Source organism: Sinorhizobium psoraleae, from assembly GCF_013283645.1.
GTDB classification, from domain to species: domain Bacteria; phylum Pseudomonadota; class Alphaproteobacteria; order Rhizobiales; family Rhizobiaceae; genus Sinorhizobium; species Sinorhizobium psoraleae.
This window is the reverse complement of the sequence record NZ_JABEKV010000001.1, coordinates 282,930-301,598: the sequence shown is the minus strand read 5'-3', so window position 1 is coordinate 301,598 and position 18,669 is coordinate 282,930. Positions and strand designations below refer to the sequence as shown.

Genomic DNA, 18,669 nt, shown 5'->3' with positions numbered 1-18,669 from the left:
GGCGCGGCCAAAGCGCTCGTCCTGTTCCTTATCCGGGAGCCGGCGAGCGCTTCTGCACTTCTCTATGGCGACGGCCTTGAAGGCACTCAATAGGAGCGCCTCGACCATTGCGTGCTCGCCTTGAACCGGCTCGAGCCCCCCGATGAAAACTCACCCTTGCACAAGAGTAGACCTCGTCACGGCATCGCTAACTCAACGATCGCCCGCCCACTCTCGCAAAAGCGGATGTGGGAGTTGCAGACGGTTGCCTTCAAGCTTTTGGGGGCAACCAGCGCCTACTCCCGTCTGCTTGATCGTCATCCGCCGAGCCTTTGGATCGGCTACACGGTTGCTCGCTTCCTCGCCTCGGCGCATTCCGCCGCGAGGAAATCAAGCAGCGTTCGAACGGAAGGAAGAAGGCCGCGCCGGGAAGGGAAAACGGCATGGACAATGCCGGCGCGCGGGCGCCAGTCGGGCAGCACGTGAACGAGACGGCCCGCTTCGACCTGCCGCCAGACCATCATCGTTGGCAGCGACACTATCCCCACGCCGGCAAGGGCCGCTTCGCACAGTGCTGCCATGTCATCGGTAACCAGCCGTGGGACGTGCGGAACATTCGCCGTCTGGCCGTCGGCATGTTCGAGCTGCCACTGATAGTCCCGTAGCGGCGGTCCGAGCGTAACGCTCGGCAAGTTGTGCAGGTCGGCCGGCGAGCCGATCGTTCGGCCGGCCAGAAGCGCGGGACTCGCGACCAGGCATTGGGTGCTGGTGTCGAGCCAGCGCATGACCAGATCGGTCGGCTCCAGCGGCGGGAAGCGAACGCGAATGGCGACGTCGAAGCCCTCCGCGATCACGTCGACGCGCCGGTTGGAGCTTTCCAGATGGATTTCGACAGCGGGGTAAGCGGTCAAGAAGCGCGAAAACAGCGCCCCGAACTGGAAATTGATCAGCGCCACCGGACAACTCACCCGTATGACGCCTCGCGGCTCTGCCCGCACTCGGGCGATGACCTGGTCGGCAGCCTCGGCCTCCACCAGCATGGCGATGCAGCGATCGTAGTATTCGCGGCCAATCTCCGTCACGGAAAAGCGACGGGAGGACCGGTTAAGCAACCGCACGCCGACGCGCTCCTCCAGCTGCTGAATGCGTCGGCTGAGCTTGGACTTCTGCATGCCGGTGGCGCGGGCCGCCGCGGCGAAGCCGCCATGGTCCACCACCTGGACGAAGTAGTAGAGATCATTGAGGTCTTGCATCGTCCTATTCTTAGAACGCTGCGTCGAAAATCGCAATCTTATACGGACTTCATTGCAGTGATATCTTCAATGGCAACAGACGCTTCGAACACTGCCTCCACTGGAGATAGATGATGAGCAAGACAATTCTCGGCCGTTACGGCAACAATCGCAGCCACTGGGTGGGCGACGGTTTTCCGGTCCGCTCACTCTTTTCGTACAGCAGTCTCGGGCAGCACGTCAGCCCATTTCTGTTGCTCGATTATGCGGGACCCCACTATTTCGAGCCGACCAAGCAGCGTCGCGGTATTGGCCAGCATCCGCATCGCGGCTTTGAAACGGTGACCGTCGTCTACGACGGTCAGGTCGAACACAAGGACTCGGCCGGCAACGGCGGGATCATCGGCCCCGGCGACGTGCAGTGGATGACGGCGGGCGGCGGCATACTGCATGAGGAGTATCATGCGCCTGCATTCGCCAGGACCGGCGGTCCGTTCCGGATGGTTCAGCTGTGGATCAACCTCCCGGCCAAGGACAAGATGGCGCCTGGCGGATATCAGGGCATCGCCTCGGCCGACATTCCCGTGCTGGATCTGCCCGACGGAAGCGGCAAGGCGCGGGTCATCGCGGGCGAACTGCTCGGCGTCAGAGGGCCGGCGAAGACATTCACGCCCGTCAACATGTGGGATCTTCGTCTGAAGGGCAACGCCGAGCTGAAGCTCGACCTGCCCGAGAACCATACCGCCATGCTGGTGGTTCTCTCCGGCCGGATCACGGTCAACGCCAGTCAGGAGGCCGGCGAGGCCGAGATGATGCTCTTGAGCCGCGAGGGCCGCGATGTCTTCGTCCATGCAAATGGAGATGCCATGCTGCTCGTCTTGACGGGCGAGCCTATCGACGAACCGATCGTCGGCCATGGCCCCTTCGTGATGAACACCGAGGCGGAAATCCGCCAGGCGTTCGACGACTTAAAGAGCGGCCGGTTCGCACCGGCGAGCTGACATCTCGGCCATTCTAGGAGGCCGAACTCTTCTTTAGAATCGGGACGGTTGACGCGCCCGCGCCGTCCCTACCTGCCGGGAGACGCTCTTCCGCGCCGGCACGATGGCGGGCGCCCGCAAACCAGAAAGGACGAACTCATGGCCAGCGAACCCATTCGAGATCCGAAATCGGATCAACTGCTGACACCGCAGAATGCGGCCTTCATCATCATCGACTATCAGCCGGTGCAGGTGAACTCGATCGCCTCGATGGACCGGCAGTTGCTGCTGAACAACATCGTCGGCTGTTCGAAGGCGGCCGTCGCCTACGGCCTGCCGATCGTGCATTCCACAGTCAATGTGCAGACCGGGCTCAACAAGCCGCCCGTTCCTCACATCCGGAAGGCCCTGGACGGCTATCCAACCTATGACCGCACCAGCATCAACAGCTGGGAGGATGTCGAGTTTCGCAAGGCCGTCGAGGAGACCGGCCGTAAGAAGCTGATCATGACCGCGCTCTGGACCGAGGCGTGCCTGACGTTCCCGGCACTCGATGCACTGGCGGAAGGCTACGAGGTCTATGTGCCGGTGGATGCGGTAGGCGGCACGTCGGTCGCCGCGCACGAGGCCGCGCTGCGTCGTATCGAACAGGCCGGCGCCAAGCTGATTTCGACAGTCCAGCTCTTCTGCGAACTGCAGCGGGACTGGAAACGCAGCGAGACCGTCCCCGCTTTCATGAACCTGTTCATCGAAACGGGCGGTACTCCCGGCATCCAGTTCTCCTACGACCGTAGCGAATAGGATCTAACGAAGAATATGACGGCAACCGGCTGTGGCTGGTTGCCGCCGGTTGAAGCGGCAGTTGGCACAGCACTTTTCCAGCGGGAGGTAAGTTATGAGTGACATTCATGTCGTGGCGATTCTTTATGCCAGGGAAGGACGCGAGGATGCCCTGCGTGCCGACCTGATGACGGTCACCCAGAAATCAGCGGCAGAGGAAGGCAATCTGCGCTACGAACTCTTTGCCGATGCGAATGATGGCCGGCGGTTTGTGTTGGTCGAACACTGGCGCGATGCCGGGGCGCAAGGCAAACATCACAACCGGAGCACATCGCCCATTTTCATGCGCACGGCGAAAATAACGTCGAGCGGCGCGAAGCCGTTCACTTTCTCAAACGCATCGCCTGAGCGCATTGGGCCTGCTGGCGAGGCGCGGCGCGTGGCTGCGCCGATGAACTGCGGTCAGCTACAGGTGCCGACCCCAGTTATGGCCAAAGACCGCTCCACGCTTGCTGCATGCACGCCGGCGCCGGTCTCAACTCCTGATTTGCAACGACGTCCTGTCGGGGCTCGATGCCTTGGTGCAGACCAGGATCATCGAACTGCTGAAGTCCTATGCTTACGGATATATGGCGACATATTAGCCCGTGCTGTAGAATGCCCAGCAAGAGGAGAGCGCTATGGATCAGGAAAAATCAGATCTACAGACCTCGCGGAGCGATGAAGATCGGCGTGAGTTTCTGAAAAGTTGCGGGCGCTTCGCAGCGGTAACTCCTCCGCTGGTGACGATGCTACTCTCAACCAGTCTCACATCCGATGCGATCGCAAAATCCGGCGGTGGCGGTGGCGGTGGCGGGCCTAAAAAAGGCAACGCTGGAAAGGGTGGAAAAGGGAAATCAAAGTCCCGACCGTAAAAATTATGGCATATTGATTCAATCAAGCGAGCTACTGCATGTCTCCTTGAATCGACCTCGATTCAAGGAGAAAGACATGCAGAAATTCAAAGTGCTACAGCGTCCTTTGCGCGTCTGATAAGACGCGCGGCGCTGTAGATGCGAGCTTTCAACAGGTTGCCCGTCCGGTCCCAGCCGGAAGGCTGAGGTTGTCGAAGCTTCAGCGATTTTCTGAGGGTGGAGCCCTAATTGCGCACGTGGTGGCCGAAGGACAGCGGCCGATGGCCGTCGCCGCGGCTTTCGGGTTCTGTGTAAAGACGTCCACAAATGGTGGGACGCTATCGACGGGAGGGCGAGACCGGCCTCAAGGACCGCAGCTCCCGGCCAGCCAGCCGTAATCGCTGGACGACGATGGCAGCCCCGCTCCGCGATGCTCGCGCGGGAGGGTGATCCCGTTGGGACCTTAGTCCGATACGGCATCGCCAGAGGTCTTAGACCCGTTGTGGAATGTTCCTGGCGACACATATCCTGGGTTGGGCGCCAGCGACGGCTTCTCCAACGCCGCCGGCGGCGCGCTGGGGTCCCAGAGCGATGGCAATAGTCCCTTCTGGCGTTCTGGGACCTTCTTTCCTTGCCCAAAGACCAATCGATAGAACCTCAACCGGCACGTTCTGCTCCAACCACGCCCCTCCACGACATCATGGATGTCAGAACCGATAGAGCCAACACAAGCGGGACCCGCGACAAAGGCACAGGCCCCACTCTAAATTTTTGCTGAAATGATTAGGTTCTTGTGAGTGCCCGCCGCAGCGAACCCCTAGAGAGCTAGGGGGGCATCAACCTTGATCCATGGGACCTTAGTCCGATTTGATCCGCCAAAAGTCCTAGCCCTTTGCCGAATGCTTTGACCCGGCCGAACTTTTCCGACTTTGGTCCGATTTCCAGAGGCTAATGCAGGGCCAAAGGTCCGATGCGCCGCGCCGCCAGTCGCGGTATCTTTCTTGGATATGGCTCCTGCTATCCATGGCGGCTGATTCCGACGAAACCGTCGGTGGCAACCGCCGTGGGCCATGAGGTCCCAGAGCGACGTCCCAATGCCCCCAATACCGCCCGCTCTGGGACCTGCCCCCATTCACTTCCGCTGCAGACACTCAATCACTTTCTCACGATTCGGGCCAGCTTCGCGGATCGCCCCGAGCGCCTGATCGGAACGGATACGGACCAGGCGGGAAACCGCCGGGTCGATGCGTTTGTCGAGGTCAAGCACCTTTCGCGCTTTCCCCTTGCTGGGAGGAGATGACACTCATCGTCAGCAGTCGGCCCTAAGCAGCCATATACAACGTTCAAATACGTCGCATATCTTGGATGAATTCCATGGGAGAGAACTGTGCGCCAAATTCGACTGATTGTTACAGCAGGACTGCCAGGTTCAGGGAAAAGCATCATCGCTGAAGGGCTTGCCAGGGCGATTGGCGCGCCCGTTCTCTCTGTTGATCCGATAGAGGCTGCAATGTGGCGATCTGATATTCCCAAGTATATGACGGGAATAGCTGCCTATGAAGTTGCGGCAGCTGTGGCGGAAGAGAACCTGAAGCTCGGATTGACCGTCATTGTGGATGCCGTGAACCCTGTGGAAGTTGCGAGAGCGACATGGGTCGATTATCGGAGCGTCAAAAGAGCAAGCTGATTTTCGTAGAAGCCCACTGTTCCGATGAGGGTGTTCATCGCAAGAGAATTGAAAACCGGGTGCGCGGCATTACAGGCATGCCTGACATACCGTGGGAGCGCGTGGAAGAACGTCGCGCCGAATACGAGCCGTGGTCCATGGATCGCATAACGATTGATACGGCAAAGAAATCTCCGGAGGCTCTGGTTCAGGACGTGCTTATGCAAATGGGGGACGTCTGAACCACGACAAGGAATGTCCGCATTCCAGCCGAAATCGCTGCTCTACAGGAGCAGAAGTTCTTCTTAGCAACCGGCCCCTTCCAAATTGTGCAGCGTTCAACGTCTTTTCGCGCTACGCTTCCTCTTTCTGATGGTTGTGGCTGTTACAGACCGACCACTTTATAGCATCAGTTCGGGTTGCACACCTTCCCCTCCGGTCGGAGAAGATGGGGCACGAAGCCGATTAGCCCATCTCTGTTGTTGACCCCGCGGTAGAAGTCATCGCCTTCGATGATCATCTCCGTTCCGGGCACCGCGCGGCGCCCGGGGCACGGTCGTCGGCCAGACGTTCCGCAGCGGCCACCGCACGTATCTCGCCACAGGAATCTCTGAACGCTGCCGGGAGACAGCTTCGCCCGCACAGTAACGCTGCGGCCTCGTCTAAATCACCGCGATAACTCTGCCGGAGGAATCGAGGCGACAGCTGATGCGCGCCTGACGGACCTCGACGTCGTTCGGACCGGCATAGTCTATGCGAACCGTCAGCGGGGCGGTGAGATCGCCGCCGCGACCCCGGTTCAAGGGGCCGGCGCTTGCCGCGCGCACCCGCACGGCTCCAAGGGGGGAGGCCGCCGACGCGATCGCGTGAAGGCAGGTGCGAACTACGGTGCCCGGGGTAGCCGGAATCGCTGCAACTGGCGCCGGCACCCGTAACAGGTAACCCCATTCGCCTCGCTCGGTGACGGCGCGCTTCTGTTTTAACGGCAAAAGCATGCGAGGCAAGACAGCGGATTGCCTTGTCGCGGTCGCGGGAGCAACGCCAGCTTTCGTGTTAACCGGATTGCCTGAAGCATTCGTCGGATTGTTATCCGATATCGCTCCACTCACCGACCTGCCCCCCAGATCGAAACCTTTAGCCGCACCACCTGAGGCACCTCCCTGACTGGCGCCCTTTCCGCCACCTCTCGATGATCCGACTCCCGAATGGGAGCCCTTCGATATGCCGCCACTTTTCCCGCCGGCCTTGCTGCGGGACCTACTGCTTGATCCCGCATTCTTGCCGACCGAGGCTCCCACCTTTGCTCCGCCCGCACTAATCCCCACCGAGACGCCATTCTTGCCGACGCTCACACCAGCGCCGAGCCCGACACCGCCGGCCGAGACACCGAGGCCGAGACCCCAGGCGGGCCCGATCGCAACCGTGATCAACAAGGTGGCAGCGAGGTACTTGCGCATCGCGATTTTCCTCATATTCGGCAAATCCACCCTCGAAAACCGTCTTCCAGTGGTTTACCAAAGGCCATTCACGAGCCGCTCTTTGGGGAGCAGTGCGTAGGGGAGCACGATCGTCAGAGGTCGAGCGGGTGGCGTCGGCTTGCGGACCTTCATCCGGCGGACTTCCCGCAACGCTGGTTCACGGGCCGATCGAGCGCTCGTCTTTACGGAGTGCTTCCTTGCACGTTCACTTGCGCGACCGCCGGCCCGCGACTTTGCTACCTGTTCAACATCCAAAATGCGGCGCTCCGTTCGGGCGTTGGGGCTGTCATTTTCTTTAGCGGCCCGAAGTTTTCGGCCGTTGGCCCGCTCGCGCTCGTCTCCGAGCGCCTTGCGCTGTGCCGCTGAGACCCGACTCAATTCTTCCTTTGCCGAGTCGCGTTCCTGACGGGCAGTGTCCAGATCGCGCGCGAGCGATCTTCGCTTCTCACGCTCCAACGCGAGCGCTGCGCCAGCCTGCTTTGCCGCAGCCTCGGCAAACTTCCGAGCCTCGACGGCGGCATCCCGCTCTGCCGCGCCCTGATCGACGAGAGCCTTCAGCGAACCGGTCGACTGGCGGGTCAAGGCAATATCGTGCTCATAGGCTTCAAGCTTCTGCCGCTCGTCGTCGAGCGCTCGCCTCGCGGCGGCCAGAGATGCCTCCGCCGCGTGTCGCGCTCTGAGCGCGGCAGCCTTTGATCGGATTGCCCCAGCGGCTTTGGCCTGTAAATCCTGCATCTCGTGCAGCGCCGCCACCAAATCGTGTGAGAGCCCCTCGGCTCGTTGGCGCTGTTCTTCAGCGGTTCGACGGTCTTCGGCCGCACTCTCGGCCGCTCGTTTTGCCTGAGCGTCAGCGGCGGCGGCGGCGCGCCGTGTTGCATCAAGCTCGCTTCTGGCCGCCATCAGATCGTGTGAGAGCCTCTCGGCTCGTCGGCGCTGTTCTTCAGCGGTTTGACCATCTTCGGCCGCACTATCGGCCGCTCTTTTTGCCTGAGCGTCAGCGGCAGCGGCGACGCGACGTAGTGCATCAAGCTCGCTTCTGGCCTCCGCCAGATCGTGTGAGAGCCCCTCGGCTCGTCGGCGCTGTTCTTCAGCGGTTTGACGGTCTTCGGCCGCCCTGTTGGCCGCTCTTTGTGCCTGAGCGTCAGCGGCGGCGGCGCGCAGTATTGCATCAAGCTCGCTTCTGGCCTCCGCCAGATCGTGTGAGAGCCCCTCGGCTCGTCGGCGCTGTTCTTCAGCGGTTTGACGGTCTTCGGCCGCCCTGTTGGCCGCTCTTTGTGCCTGAGCGTCAGCGGCGGCGGCGCGCAGTATTGCATCAAGCTCGCTTCTGGCCTCCGCCAGATCGTGTGAGAGCCCCTCGGCTCGTCGGCGTTGTTCTTCAGCGGTTTGACGATCTTTGGCCGCACTGTCGGCCGCTCTTTGTGCCTGAGTGTCAGCGGCGGCGGCGGCGCGCCGTAGTGCATCAAGCTCCCTTCCGGCCGCCACCAGATCGTGTGAGAGCCCGTCGGCTCGTTGGCGCTGTTCTTCAGCGGCTTGACGGTCTTCGGCCGCCCTTTCGGCCGCACTTTGTGCCTGAGCGTCAGCGGTGGCGGCGGCGCGCCGTAGTGCATCCAGCTCCCTTCTGGCCGCCGCCAGGTCCCGCCGGAGAATTTCCTCACGCTCACCACGAGCCGTTGGCGCGGCGTCCTTTATGGCGGCGACTTCCTTGCGGACGGCGAGCAGCTCTTGCTCCAATGCGTCATTCTTAACACGTTCGCTCTCAGCCACCTCATGAGCCTTGTTGACCGCTGCTTCCGCAGCCTCCCGTGCTCTGACCGCCGCGTTCGCTGACTGCTCGAGTTGAACGCTCATAGCTTTGAGATCGGCCCATGCGGCACTGAGTTCCTGTGTCAAGGTGGCAACAAGTTGACGCTCCACAGCGAGGCCCTGTTTGTGCAGGAACGCGTCTTTCTCGTCGGCCCGACGGGCAGCCCGCGCTTCTCCGCGAACCGTTTCGAGTTCCGCGCGAGCGGCCGCCAGATCGCGAAGCAAAGCTTTGACCCTTGAGCGTTCTTGCGCGAGAGCTTGCGATAGTTCCGTCGCCGACGGCTCCTCGATGCGCGGTTGCTCCCCCGTCGGGTGCCGCCCGACAGCGGTGGCGGCGCGCGATGACGGCTCTTCAGGCGCCGGCGTTCGTCGCAGTACCGTCGTGGCCGGAGTTCCCTGGCTGCCGCGTTCGGCGTGCAGGCGCTTGGCTATCGGTTCCGTCAGTTCACTCGCACGCAGACCGACCGCTGGCATCTCGACTGTGTCTTGCAGGGATAGCCTGTCGTCAGTCGCTCTTGCGGGCGATCCAAGCAACATAATAAGGCAGAACGGGATGAGGCTCAGGGCGGCACCAACCGGCGCCTGCCGGGTCCGGGGCCTTGGAATTCCCAAGGTTCGGCTCCTACAGAGGAATGCAGGGCGGTCGCACGCGGCCTTGGATCTCTGAACAAGATCCATTTCTGATCCTTCCGTCCATGCGCGGCTGGCACGAAGGCCATGCGCACGGCACTGATGATCCGCAAACACCTTGCTTAGGGTAGCAAAGCCGGTTGGCAGCAGCGAGCTTCAAAAAGGGATTAGGGCATCCCCCAAATTCATTAAATCGGCCTCGTAACCTAGCTCAGGATAGCTCCTTTGGCTTAGGCGGCTTGCCCTTTTCCGCGCGCAAGGTCGGCGAGCTTACGGATGCGAATGTGGGATTCTGCCCAATCCCTGTAGAGAGAACCGGAACACATTAGCCGGGAGTCTCGCGTCTGGGATTGGTGGAGCGCAGCCTTTGAATGACATCCCATTCTTCCGAGATTGGCCATTTGTGTGCCCGCCCTTTGCCCTAGGGCCATTCCATCGACACACGAAGCTGCCACGGCGCCCAGGCTGGCGGCAATGTCCTCGTCGATCATGGAGTGCTTGTTCTTGCATGAGACGCAGTACACCTCATCGAGACGGCACGCACGCTTTGCCCCGGTACGACGCTTGTGATGGAAGCCGTTCACGTCTTCGCCACGGAGGAGCCGCTGATCTGCCTCTATGGACCGCAGACCGTACTTGATCCAATTGGCCAGGGTGGTTGCGAGAGACGCAGACGCGTCGAGGGTCATTTTTCCTTCGGCGGATGAGGATCAGTTGCGCCCGACGCGATTGCATCGAGTTCTTGCTGATTGGGAATTTGCTGGAAACAATGAACCTTCGCTATCGCGAGACATGCGTCTTCCTCTCTCCGCCTGTCAGGCGGGGTTGAAAGCACTCATGCGCTTTGGCAGGTATCACGGATCCGGAACTGGATGTCCGCGTGTATGTTCATGGAGGCTCATGAAAGCTCAGCTGGCAATATAGATTCACAGGTGCCGACCACGCGCCGGCCAACGTTTTACTGATGGGCCGAATACGCTAGCCGAAAAAACATGGCGATAGATGGCGGAGAGGGGGGGATTCGAACCCCCGATGGGCTTGCACCCATGCCGCATTTCGAGTGCGGTGCATTCAACCACTCTGCCACCTCTCCGCGGGGCCGGTTGGCGCTTTGTCGGCGCGGTCGGGTTCATAGCGGCAGATTTACGCCCTGACAAGGGGCCGTGGAAAGAATATCTTGCTTGGCCGCGCCTTTCGCCTTGACAGGGAAGAGCGATTCCCGTAATCCGCGCAATGAAGTGGTGTGGTCTGCCCGCACCGCGAAGGGTAAGAGTTTGTGCCCACCCACTGGTGGAGGTCAAGGGTTTTCCGAGGCGCTCCGCTCAATGTAGCGACTGATAAAAAGACGGCCTTGCCTTTTGAGGTAATGAGCCGGACCGAACATGAAAGGATAAAGAATGTTCGCAGTCATCAAGACCGGCGGTAAGCAGTACCGCGTGGCGGCCAACGACGTCATCACCATCGAAAAGCTGGAAGGCGTTCAAGGCGACAAGATTGAATTCACCGAGATCCTGATGGTCGGCGCCGGCGCCGATGCCACCATCGGTGCTCCGTTTGTCGAAGGTGCCGTTGTCAGCGCCGAAGTTGTGGAACAGGGCCGCGCCAAGAAGGTCATCGCCTTCAAGAAGCGCCGCCGCCAGAACTCCAAGCGCTCGCGCGGCCATCGCCAGCATCAGACGACCGTCCGCATCCTGGACATCGCTGCTGCCGGCGGCAAGGCGAAGAAGTCTTCGAAGAAGACCGAAGCCGCCGCTGAAGCTGCTGCAAACTGAGTTTGGGATCGAAGGTTTAAAGGAGAACACCAATGGCACACAAGAAAGCTGGCGGTTCGTCGCGCAATGGTCGCGATTCTGAGTCCAAGCGCCTTGGCGTGAAGAAGTTCGGCGGCGAAACCGTCATTGCAGGCAACATCATCGTGCGCCAGCGCGGCACGAAGTGGCATCCGGGCGCCAATGTCGGCCTCGGCAAGGACCATACGATTTTTGCGCTTACGGCAGGCAACGTGGACTTCCGTACGAAGGCCAATGGCCGCGTGTACGTGTCTGTAATGCCGAAAGCGGAAGCAGCGGAATAAGCCGGTAGCGCTCTAAAACAGCCGGCGTCTCATCGACCCGGCTGATGCACCCGCAAGGTTCAAAAGCCAGACTTCAAAGGGGAGATGGGGCAATACCCAACTCCCCTTTTCGCATGTCTGGAGGAAGAACCATGCAAACCGAGCTCTTGAGGGAAGACCAATCCCGGTCTCCCGAACAAAGGCTGAGGCCTCAGCGGTCAAGGACCGATTGCCCGATATTGTTATCACCACGGCTCGTTTTGCGCGCTCCCCATGAAGACGATATCGACGCCCTTGCCCATCTTGCCAACAACGCCAATATCGCCACCATGGTCTCGCGCATGCCGCATCCCTACACCACGGCGGATGCGGCCGATTTCGTGCGACGCGCAAAAGCCGGCACGATTGGCAAGTGCGTCTACGCGATTACCAAGGCGGACAATGGCGCATTCCTGGGTTGCTGCGGTATAGAGCCGCATCCCGACGGCAAGACGGCGGAGCTCGGCTACTGGCTGGGTGAACCCTATTGGAACCAGGGCTACGCCACCGAGGCGGCACAGGCGCTGACGGACATGGCCTTCCGCACCCGCGACATCGACCAGATCGATGCGCGCTGCCGGGTCATGAACATCGCCTCGCGCCGCGTCATACAGAAGTGCGGCTTCCAGTTCCAGGGCTCCGGCATGGTCGACAGCCTGGCGCTGGGCGGCATGATGTCCGTCGAATGGTACCGGCTCGACCGCAAGACCTGGGTTTCGCTGAGAAGCTGGGGAGGCATGCGATGAACGCGCTCGTTTCCGAACGGTCGCGGATCATCGTCCGCCCTGATCCCGGCCCTTGCCCCGTCATCGAGACGGAGCGGTTGCGGCTCAGGCCGCACCGACTTGCCGATGCCGAAGCGATCGCCCAGTCGCTCGGCGATTTCCAGGTCGCGCGCACGCTGGCGCGCGTCCCGGCGCCCTATGACCACCAGGACGCGCTCGACTGGCTGAACCGCCAGGCGGCCAATGTCCTGGCCGACTGGACGCTCGCCATCACCACGGGCGATGACGTCCATATCGGCTGCGTCGGCATCGAGCTCCGGCACGGTCAGTGGCATGTCGGCTACTGGCTGAACCGGTTCTATTGGGGCAAGGGTCTCGCGAGCGAGGCGGTCCATGCGGCCATCGAGCGCTTCTTCCGGCGCATGCCGGAGACGGTGCTCCACTCGGGCGTCTTTGCCGACAATCCCGGCTCCTTGCGGGTGCAGGAGAAGCTCGGCTTCAGGATCACCGGCTGCAGCCAGATCTATGCGCTCGCCCGCAATGCCATGGTGGCGCATATCGAGACACGGCTGACGGCGGCGGATCTGCGCCGGCCGAACTGAAGGAGAGACCCGCGAAGGTACTGCACAATTCAAAGTGCTACAGCGACCTTTGTGCGTCTGAAAAGACGCACGGCGCTGTAGCCTTCGCGGATTTTCCGAAGACACGGCATCGCCGTGGCAGCGAAAGATGCGCGTCTTTTCCTGCGGCGCGATGATGTCGGCATGATCGAGAGAGGCGGCGATGCGCGCCGGGTCGAAGCGCCCATCGAGACCGATGCTCTATTGATTGTGATAGCCAAGAAACCGCACGATAATCTTTGACCTCCCGAGGAAGCACCTATATCGATGGCGGCGAATATTACCGAACAGATGGCAGCCACATGAAATTTCTCGACGAAGCGAAAGTCTATATCCGGTCGGGGGACGGCGGCGCAGGCGCGGTCTCGTTCCGCCGCGAGAAATTCATCGAATTCGGCGGGCCGGACGGCGGAGACGGCGGCCGCGGCGGCGACGTCTGGGTCGAGGCCGTCAATGGTCTCAACACCCTGATCGACTTCCGCTACCAGCAGCACTTCAAGGCGAAGACGGGCATGCACGGCATGGGCCGCAATCGCACCGGCGCCGGCGGCGCCGACGTGACGCTGAAAGTGCCGGTCGGCACGCAGATTTTCGAGGAAGACAACGAGACGCTGATCGTCGACATGGTGGCGGAGGGCCAGCGCTATCGGCTGGCCGCCGGCGGCAATGGCGGTTTCGGCAACGCCCATTTCAAATCCTCCACCAACCAGGCGCCGAACTGGGCCAATCCAGGCCTTGAAGGCGAGGAAAAGACGATCTGGCTCCGGCTGAAGCTGATCGCGGATGCCGGCCTCGTCGGCCTGCCGAATGCCGGTAAATCGACCTTTCTCGCCGCCTGCACCCGTGCCCGGCCGAAAATCGCGAACTATCCCTTTACGACGCTCCACCCCAATCTCGGCGTGGCCACGATCGATGGCCAGGAGTTCATCCTGGCCGACATTCCCGGCCTCATCGAGGGCGCCCATGAAGGTGTCGGTATCGGCGACCGCTTCCTCGGCCATGTCGAGCGTACGCGCGTGCTCTTGCATCTCGTCTCGGCGCAGGAAGAGGATGTCGCCAAGGCCTATAAGACCGTGAAGCATGAGCTCGAGGCCTATGGCGGCGGATTGGAGGAAAAGCCGGAAATCGTCGCGCTATCGCAGATCGACGTGCTGGATGAGGACGAGTTGAAGGTCAAGGCCAAGGCGCTCGCCAAGGCCTGCGGGTCGCCGCCGCTTTTGATTTCGGCGGTCACCGGCAAGGGCATGACCGAAGCGCTCCGGGCGCTTCGCAGCGTCATTTCCGCAGCCAAGGCCGGAGAAGAGAGCGCCTAGAATGACAAAGACCCGCAAGCCGCTGCAAAAATACCGCCGGGTCGTCATCAAGATCGGGTCGGCGCTGCTGGTCGATCGCAAATCCGGGCTGAAAAAGGCTTGGCTCGACGCCATGTGCGCCGACATTGCCGGACTGAAGGCGAAGGGCGTGGAGGTGCTCGTCGTCTCTTCGGGTGCCATTGCGCTCGGGCGAACGGTGCTGGACCTTCCTGCGGGCGCCTTGAAGCTCGAGGAAAGCCAGGCGGCCGCCGCCGTCGGCCAGATCGCATTGGCGCGCGCCTGGTCGGAAAGCCTCTCGACCGATCAGATCATCGCAGGACAGATCCTGCTGACGCTAGGCGATACGGAAGAGCGCCGCCGCTACCTTAATGCCCGAGCAACCATCAGCCAGTTGCTGAAGCTCGGCGCGGTGCCAATCATCAACGAAAACGACACGGTTGCGACCACCGAAATCCGTTATGGCGACAACGACCGGCTTGCCGCCCGGGTGGCAACGATGGTCGGCGCCGATCTGCTCGTGCTGCTCTCGGATATCAACGGCCTTTACACCGCCCCGCCGCATCTCGACCCCAACGCACGCTTTCTCGACACGATCGCCGAAATCACGCCGGAGATCGAGGCGATGGCCGGGGGTGCGGCTTCCGAGCTTTCGCGCGGCGGCATGCGTACCAAGATCGACGCCGGCAAGATCGCAACGACGGCTGGTTGTGCGATGATCATCGCCTCGGGCAAGCCGGAGCATCCGCTGAACGCGATCGAGTCCGGCGCCCGTTCCTCCTGGTTCGCGCCGGCCGGCTCGCCGGTCACGGCGCGCAAGACCTGGATTGCCGGGCAGCTGCTGCCGGCCGGCTCGCTTGCAATCGACGCTGGCGCCGAAACCGCTTTACGCTCCGGCAAGAGCCTGCTGCCGGCCGGTGTCCGGCAGGTGACGGGCAGCTTCAGCCGTGGCGACACGATTGCGATCCTCGGCATGTCCGGCCGCGAAATCGCTCGTGGCCTCGCCGGCTACGATGCCGACGAGGCGCGCCAGATCGCCGGCAAGAAGTCGGCCGAGATCGCCGCGATCCTCGGCTATGCCGGCCGCACTGCGATGGTGCACCGCGACGATCTGGTGCTGACGGGTCCCGCCGGGGCGCGACTCGATGATGGAAACGACGAGAGGAAAGGCGAGGTTCATGCCTGACGCGGCCAAGAACGGCGAGGACGTCAACAGCGTCATGCTGGAAATCGGCCGCCGGGCCAAGGCGGCAAGCCGCCCGCTCGCCATTGCCAGCGCCGAGCGCAAGCACGCGGCGCTGTTTGCCATGGCAGACGCCATCGTCGCCAGGACCGACGAAATCCTCGCGGCCAACGCGGTCGATCTTGAAAACGCCCGGGAAACCGGCGTCGCCAAGGCCTTCATCGATCGTCTCACACTCAACCGGGACCGCATCCGCGATATGGCCGATGGCATCCGCGCCATCGCCGCGTTCAAGGATCCGATCGGCGACGTGATCGCCGAATGGGATCGCCCGAACGGGCTGCATATCGAGCGCGTGCGCACGCCGCTCGGCGTGATCGGCGTGATCTACGAAAGCCGGCCCAACGTCACGGCCGATGCCGGCGCGCTCTGCCTCAAGGCCGGCAATGCGGTGATCCTGCGCGGCGGCTCCGACAGTTTTCATTCGTCGCGGGCGATCCATGCCTGCCTGGTCGAGGGGCTGAAGGCCGCCGGTCTTCCGGAGCATGCGATCCAGATGGTGCCGGTCGCCGACCGCGCCGCCGTCGGCGCCATGTTGTCCGGGCTCAACGGCGCGATCGACGTCATCGTGCCGCGCGGAGGAAAAAGCCTCGTCGCCCGCGTCCAGAACGAGGCGCGGGTGCCGGTCTTCGCGCATCTCGAAGGCCTCTGCCACATCTACGTCGATGCCTCAGCCGATCTGGACATGGCGAAGAAGATCGTCGTCAACGCCAAGATGCGCCGCACCGGCATCTGCGGCGCTGCCGAAACGCTGCTGATCGACCGCTACGCCGCAGATCGTTTTGCGAAGCCGCTGCTGCAAGCGCTCGTTGGAGCCGGCTGCGAAGTCAGGGTCTCGAAAGAGCTGGAACAGCTGCTGCCGGGTCTGAAGCCCGCGACCGACGAGGATTGGGCGACCGAATACCTCGACGCGATCATTTCGGCGAAGCTGGTCGACGGCATTTCCGGCGCCATCGACCATATCAACACCTGGTCATCGGCCCATACCGAAGCGATCATCGCGCAAGATCCGGCCGCGGTGGAACGCTTCTTCTCGGAGATCGATTCCGCCATCCTCCTGCACAATGCCTCGACGCAGTTTGCCGACGGCGGCGAGTTCGGCATGGGCGGCGAGATCGGCATCGCCACCGGCAAGATGCATGCGCGCGGTCCCGTCGGCGTCGAACAGCTGACCTCGTTCAAATACCGCGTGCGCGGCACGGGACAGGTGCGGTCCTGACGTGATCCACCCTCAAGTGAACGCGCGCTACCTGCGCATGCCGCATGTCGAAAGCGGGATGAAGGTCGGCCTCTTCGGCGGGTCGTTCAACCCGCCTCATGAAGGCCACGCCCTTGTCGCCGATACGGCGCTGCGCAAGCTGGGTCTCGACCAGCTCTGGTGGATCGTGACGCCCGGCAATCCGTTGAAGAACCACAACGATCTCGCGCCGCTGGCTGAACGCATCGCGCTTAGCGAGAAAATCGCTCCCAATCCGCGCATCAAGGTTACGGCTTTCGAGCAGGCGCTCGGCCAGAGCTATACGGCGCGCACGCTCGAAATCGTGCGCGCACGCAATCGTGACGTGCGCTTCGTCTGGATCATGGGCGCGGACAACCTCAAGAATTTCCACCGCTGGCAGAACTGGCGCAAGATCGTCTCGACCTTTCCGATCGCGGTTGTCGACCGGCCGGGCTCGACGCTGGCCTATCTTTCCTCGCGCATGGCCCGGACCTTCGATTATGCCCGCATCGACGAGGACGATGCCCTGTCGCTCGCCTTCCACGCCGCACCCGCCTGGACATTCATTCATGGGCCGCGCTCGCCGCTCAGTTCCACGGCGCTTCGCTCGACAGCGCCGCGCGTCTCATCAGACGCGCAAAGGTCGCTGTAGCGCCTTGAGTTGCTGCTGCTCCCTTAATCGGCTTCGATTTAGGGCAACAGGCAGTGGTGAAATCAGCGTGAATTCCGATGATTCATTTCTCGCGTCTTGAAACCCACATGGTTTGGTGCCTACATTTACGGACGGTTCGATCCTGATCATCGAATCGGAAGTGCCTGTTCTGTTCTTTTAGAAAGGAAAAACCCTGACAACAGTACACGCCAAGGGTTATGCGGCAACCGCATACCCGCGCAGCACGGGATCAAGCGACGAAGCCGCTATCCGTGCGCTTAACCTGGTCCTCGAAAGCCTAGAGGACTCGAAAGCAGAAAATATCGTCACCATCAACATTGCCGGAAAATCGGCGCTGGGAGACTTCATGGTCGTTGTCTCCGGGCGATCGAACAGGCATGTGATGGCGATTGCCGACCACCTGATCACGGACCTGAAGGACGAAGGGTTTGGCAATTCCCGCGTCGAAGGTCTTGAAGGTGGCGACTGGGTGCTGATCGACACCGGCGATGTGATCGTTCACATTTTCCGGCCGGAAATCCGGGAGTTCTACAACATCGAAAAGATGTGGGCTGCCCCGGAAATCGAGGACGGTACCCTGCACTGAGACGCGCCGCCCGAGCCTGACCCGTCACCTCAGGGCGGAGCGGCAGCGCCGGTGTCGAATGAAAATGCGGCTGTCATCGCCCGACGGGGCTGATGGCGGCGAGAGTGGTTTTGCCAGTCGGATCGCAGGATCGATCTGGCACCGGTGGGGATGGTCGGGTCGTGCGTATCGGGCTCTTCGCAGTCGGCCGTCTCAAGACGGGCCCGGAAAAGGACCTCGCGGGCCGTTATCTCGACCGCTTCGCCAAGGCGGGGCCGGCGGTTGGCCTGGAGCTCGCCCGGGTCGTGGAAGTGGGCGAAAGCCGGGCCGCGAACGCGGAGACGCGCAAGCGCGAGGAAGCTGCTCAGCTCGAAAAGGTACTCGCCGACGGCAGCCTGCTTGTGCTGCTAGATGAACGCGGAAAGGCGATCGATTCGGAAGCTTTCGCTTCGCTGCTCGGCTCCTTCAGGGATAGCGGAAAACGCGATCTGACGATCGCGATCGGCGGCGCCGATGGCCTTGATCCGGCGCTGCATGCGCGCGCCGACGCGATCCTTTGCCTTGGCAAGATGACCTGGCCGCACCAGCTCGTGCGCATTCTCATCGCCGAACAGCTCTACCGCGCCGTCACGATCCTGTCGGGCCACCCCTATCACCGCGCTTGACTGAATTGGCTTGAGCTGCCGGGCAGGTCCGCAGGCATGCGATAACATGATTATGTGTTGGTCGCTCCAGCCAAATCAGATTAGGGTTTCCGCACTTATTTTTGCAGGGAAGTATC

19 protein-coding genes, 1 tRNA gene and 1 pseudogene are annotated in these 18,669 nt (G+C 61.9%); 15 read left to right on the top strand and 6 right to left on the bottom strand.

The annotated features are described in order from the left end of the window. Positions 1–320 precede the first annotated feature (320 nt). Positions 321–1,232 carry a LysR substrate-binding domain-containing protein gene (locus ILFOPFJJ_RS01315; protein ID WP_173508781.1) on the bottom strand — a complete coding sequence of 304 codons (912 nt, stop codon included), beginning with the start codon at positions 1,230–1,232 and terminating at the stop codon, positions 321–323. Between the two features lie 113 nt (positions 1,233–1,345). Here ILFOPFJJ_RS01315 and ILFOPFJJ_RS01310 point away from each other — a divergent pair, with 113 nt between their 5' ends. The 4 genes from ILFOPFJJ_RS01310 (at position 1,346) to ILFOPFJJ_RS36435 (ending at position 3,885) form a co-directional block, all read left to right on the top strand. Next, positions 1,346–2,212: a pirin family protein gene (locus ILFOPFJJ_RS01310; RefSeq protein ID WP_173508780.1), complete on the top strand. Its 867-nt coding sequence runs from the start codon at positions 1,346–1,348 to the stop codon at positions 2,210–2,212. 138 nt (positions 2,213–2,350) lie between these two features. Beyond that, entirely contained in the window at positions 2,351–2,992 is a 642-nt protein-coding gene (locus ILFOPFJJ_RS01305; protein ID WP_173508779.1) for a hydrolase, read from the top strand. 94 nt (positions 2,993–3,086) lie between these two features. Further along, on the top strand, positions 3,087–3,695 hold the full coding sequence (locus tag ILFOPFJJ_RS34650) for a putative quinol monooxygenase (RefSeq protein WP_210267304.1): 609 nt from the start codon (positions 3,087–3,089) through the stop codon (positions 3,693–3,695). Continuing rightward, complete coding sequence (locus tag ILFOPFJJ_RS36435; protein WP_173508778.1) at positions 3,652–3,885, top strand: hypothetical protein; 234 nt, start codon at positions 3,652–3,654, stop codon at positions 3,883–3,885. The genes ILFOPFJJ_RS34650 and ILFOPFJJ_RS36435 overlap by 44 nt, the downstream gene beginning before the upstream one ends. 1,111 nt (positions 3,886–4,996) lie before the next feature. Here the strand turns inward: ILFOPFJJ_RS36435 and ILFOPFJJ_RS35925 are convergent. Beyond that, positions 4,997–5,131, bottom strand: a complete 135-nt coding sequence (locus tag ILFOPFJJ_RS35925; RefSeq protein ID WP_282438522.1) for a hypothetical protein — start codon at positions 5,129–5,131, stop codon at positions 4,997–4,999. Positions 5,132–5,251: 120 nt separating this feature from the next. On the opposite strand from ILFOPFJJ_RS35925, the gene ILFOPFJJ_RS01285 reads away from it, so the two are divergent. Then, positions 5,252–5,551 (top strand): P-loop nucleotide/nucleoside kinase family protein, encoded by a 300-nt coding sequence (locus tag ILFOPFJJ_RS01285; protein WP_173508776.1) that lies wholly within the window; start codon positions 5,252–5,254, stop codon positions 5,549–5,551. Between the two features lie 641 nt (positions 5,552–6,192). Here the strand turns inward: ILFOPFJJ_RS01285 and ILFOPFJJ_RS01275 are convergent. The 3 genes from ILFOPFJJ_RS01275 to ILFOPFJJ_RS01260 form a co-directional block, all read right to left on the bottom strand. After that, on the bottom strand, positions 6,193–6,987 hold the full coding sequence (locus tag ILFOPFJJ_RS01275; RefSeq protein ID WP_173508775.1) for a helicase: 795 nt from the start codon (positions 6,985–6,987) through the stop codon (positions 6,193–6,195). A gap of 54 nt (positions 6,988–7,041) precedes the next feature. Next, positions 7,042–8,739 carry a hypothetical protein gene (locus ILFOPFJJ_RS34645; RefSeq protein ID WP_210267303.1) on the bottom strand — a complete coding sequence of 566 codons (1,698 nt, stop codon included), beginning with the start codon at positions 8,737–8,739 and terminating at the stop codon, positions 7,042–7,044. A gap of 1,705 nt (positions 8,740–10,444) precedes the next feature. After that, a tRNA-Ser gene (locus tag ILFOPFJJ_RS01260) sits at positions 10,445–10,534 on the bottom strand. A 304-nt stretch (positions 10,535–10,838) separates the two neighbouring features. Here ILFOPFJJ_RS01260 and rplU point away from each other — a divergent pair. From rplU to ILFOPFJJ_RS01240, 4 genes are all read left to right on the top strand, one after another. Beyond that, positions 10,839–11,213: a 50S ribosomal protein L21 gene (gene rplU, locus ILFOPFJJ_RS01255; protein WP_173508772.1), complete on the top strand. Its 375-nt coding sequence runs from the start codon at positions 10,839–10,841 to the stop codon at positions 11,211–11,213. Between the two features lie 32 nt (positions 11,214–11,245). Beyond that, the gene (gene rpmA, locus ILFOPFJJ_RS01250) at positions 11,246–11,515 is read left to right on the top strand and encodes a 50S ribosomal protein L27 (protein ID WP_097539554.1); all 270 of its coding nucleotides are present in this window, start codon (positions 11,246–11,248) and stop codon (positions 11,513–11,515) included. Positions 11,516–11,646: 131 nt separating this feature from the next. Further along, positions 11,647–12,279: a GNAT family N-acetyltransferase gene (locus ILFOPFJJ_RS01245; protein WP_173508771.1), complete on the top strand. Its 633-nt coding sequence runs from the start codon at positions 11,647–11,649 to the stop codon at positions 12,277–12,279. Next, positions 12,276–12,860: a GNAT family N-acetyltransferase gene (locus tag ILFOPFJJ_RS01240; RefSeq protein ID WP_173508770.1), complete on the top strand. Its 585-nt coding sequence runs from the start codon at positions 12,276–12,278 to the stop codon at positions 12,858–12,860. The genes ILFOPFJJ_RS01245 and ILFOPFJJ_RS01240 overlap by 4 nt, the downstream gene beginning before the upstream one ends. A gap of 105 nt (positions 12,861–12,965) precedes the next feature. On the opposite strand, the pseudogene ILFOPFJJ_RS36430 reads toward ILFOPFJJ_RS01240, so the two are convergent. Beyond that, positions 12,966–13,076: pseudogene (locus tag ILFOPFJJ_RS36430) on the bottom strand (endonuclease/exonuclease/phosphatase family protein); the annotation flags it as partial. Positions 13,077–13,180: 104 nt separating this feature from the next. Here ILFOPFJJ_RS36430 and obgE point away from each other — a divergent pair. The 6 genes from obgE to rlmH all read left to right on the top strand — a co-directional run bounded on the left by obgE (position 13,181) and on the right by rlmH (position 18,553). Then, positions 13,181–14,191 (top strand): GTPase ObgE, encoded by a 1,011-nt coding sequence (gene obgE / locus ILFOPFJJ_RS01235; RefSeq protein WP_173508769.1) that lies wholly within the window; start codon positions 13,181–13,183, stop codon positions 14,189–14,191. 1 nt (position 14,192) lies between these two features. Next, a complete protein-coding gene (proB, locus tag ILFOPFJJ_RS01230) occupies positions 14,193–15,374 on the top strand; it encodes a glutamate 5-kinase (protein WP_173508768.1) in 1,182 nt (393 codons plus the stop codon). After that, the gene (locus ILFOPFJJ_RS01225; RefSeq protein WP_173508767.1) at positions 15,367–16,650 is read left to right on the top strand and encodes a glutamate-5-semialdehyde dehydrogenase; all 1,284 of its coding nucleotides are present in this window, start codon (positions 15,367–15,369) and stop codon (positions 16,648–16,650) included. Before proB ends, ILFOPFJJ_RS01225 begins: the two co-directional genes overlap by 8 nt. 37 nt (positions 16,651–16,687) lie before the next feature. Further along, positions 16,688–17,302 carry a nicotinate-nucleotide adenylyltransferase gene (locus ILFOPFJJ_RS01220; protein WP_173510119.1) on the top strand — a complete coding sequence of 205 codons (615 nt, stop codon included), beginning with the start codon at positions 16,688–16,690 and terminating at the stop codon, positions 17,300–17,302. A gap of 193 nt (positions 17,303–17,495) precedes the next feature. Next, positions 17,496–17,909, top strand: a complete 414-nt coding sequence (gene rsfS / locus ILFOPFJJ_RS01215; protein ID WP_173510118.1) for a ribosome silencing factor — start codon at positions 17,496–17,498, stop codon at positions 17,907–17,909. Positions 17,910–18,070: 161 nt separating this feature from the next. Continuing rightward, positions 18,071–18,553 (top strand): 23S rRNA (pseudouridine(1915)-N(3))-methyltransferase RlmH, encoded by a 483-nt coding sequence (rlmH, locus tag ILFOPFJJ_RS01210; RefSeq protein ID WP_173508766.1) that lies wholly within the window; start codon positions 18,071–18,073, stop codon positions 18,551–18,553. The last annotated feature ends 116 nt before the right edge of the window (positions 18,554–18,669 follow it).

Coding starts and splice junctions, on each gene's coding strand:
- ILFOPFJJ_RS01315 (WP_173508781.1), bottom strand. CDS start 1,232: ATGCAAGACCTCAATGATCTCTACTACTTCGTCCAGGTGGTGGACCAT.
- ILFOPFJJ_RS01310 (WP_173508780.1), top strand. CDS start 1,346: ATGAGCAAGACAATTCTCGGCCGTTACGGCAACAATCGCAGCCACTGG.
- ILFOPFJJ_RS01305 (WP_173508779.1), top strand. CDS start 2,351: ATGGCCAGCGAACCCATTCGAGATCCGAAATCGGATCAACTGCTGACA.
- ILFOPFJJ_RS34650 (WP_210267304.1), top strand. CDS start 3,087: ATGAGTGACATTCATGTCGTGGCGATTCTTTATGCCAGGGAAGGACGC.
- ILFOPFJJ_RS36435 (WP_173508778.1), top strand. CDS start 3,652: ATGGATCAGGAAAAATCAGATCTACAGACCTCGCGGAGCGATGAAGAT.
- ILFOPFJJ_RS01275 (WP_173508775.1), bottom strand. CDS start 6,987: ATGCGCAAGTACCTCGCTGCCACCTTGTTGATCACGGTTGCGATCGGG.
- rplU (WP_173508772.1), top strand. CDS start 10,839: ATGTTCGCAGTCATCAAGACCGGCGGTAAGCAGTACCGCGTGGCGGCC.
- rpmA (WP_097539554.1), top strand. CDS start 11,246: ATGGCACACAAGAAAGCTGGCGGTTCGTCGCGCAATGGTCGCGATTCT.
- ILFOPFJJ_RS01245 (WP_173508771.1), top strand. CDS start 11,647: ATGCAAACCGAGCTCTTGAGGGAAGACCAATCCCGGTCTCCCGAACAA.
- ILFOPFJJ_RS01240 (WP_173508770.1), top strand. CDS start 12,276: ATGAACGCGCTCGTTTCCGAACGGTCGCGGATCATCGTCCGCCCTGAT.
- obgE (WP_173508769.1), top strand. CDS start 13,181: ATGAAATTTCTCGACGAAGCGAAAGTCTATATCCGGTCGGGGGACGGC.
- proB (WP_173508768.1), top strand. CDS start 14,193: ATGACAAAGACCCGCAAGCCGCTGCAAAAATACCGCCGGGTCGTCATC.
- ILFOPFJJ_RS01225 (WP_173508767.1), top strand. CDS start 15,367: ATGCCTGACGCGGCCAAGAACGGCGAGGACGTCAACAGCGTCATGCTG.
- ILFOPFJJ_RS01220 (WP_173510119.1), top strand. CDS start 16,688: ATGCCGCATGTCGAAAGCGGGATGAAGGTCGGCCTCTTCGGCGGGTCG.